Annotated in this window: 1 protein-coding gene; it reads right to left on the minus strand. The window is 45.0% G+C overall.

What is annotated here, in order from left to right:
- A partial coding sequence (locus tag EMN46_RS18905; RefSeq protein ID WP_229130432.1) for a molybdopterin dinucleotide binding domain-containing protein occupies positions 1–520 on the minus strand: 520 nt, incomplete at both ends.

Below are 520 nucleotides of genomic sequence, written 5' to 3' on the forward strand. Positions count from 1 at the left end.
AGTAAATTATCGAGCCAAGCATAGTCTGTATCTGCCAAGCGAGGAGCAACAATATAAAGTGTGTTCACTTCACCATTAACCATTGTGGCGCAGCGGAACTGTTGCTGCGTATTATCATTAAATTCAATACGTGTGTTGTCTACATCGACCTGCGCTAAAGGCTTAATGTTATCAATGAGAGCTGTGTCTGTTGATGCTTGTGCAATGTAATAAAGGTAGCCCCCATTGACTTGACGTTGTACCCAGTATTCAAATGCTTGGGTATCAATAGGCTCTCGGCTTAAGAAAATAGCTTCGCTGGTATATGCCCAAGGTTTAATGGCCACTGGCGTAAATTTGGCCTCTGGCTGCGCTGAAATGGGATCAACTTCTGGACTAACAATACGGCACACTTTACCGTGGCTAGAAGCGGTATCTCCCCAATGGATGGGCATAAATAGTTGCCCAGGGTTCATGTCCGTACTGAGTTGAACCCGCGCTTTGGCATTACCGTACTGGTTGTAAATATCAGCAATATCGC

Source organism: Ancylomarina sp. 16SWW S1-10-2 (genome assembly GCF_009669305.1).
Classification (GTDB): Bacteria; Bacteroidota; Bacteroidia; order Bacteroidales; family Marinifilaceae; genus Ancylomarina.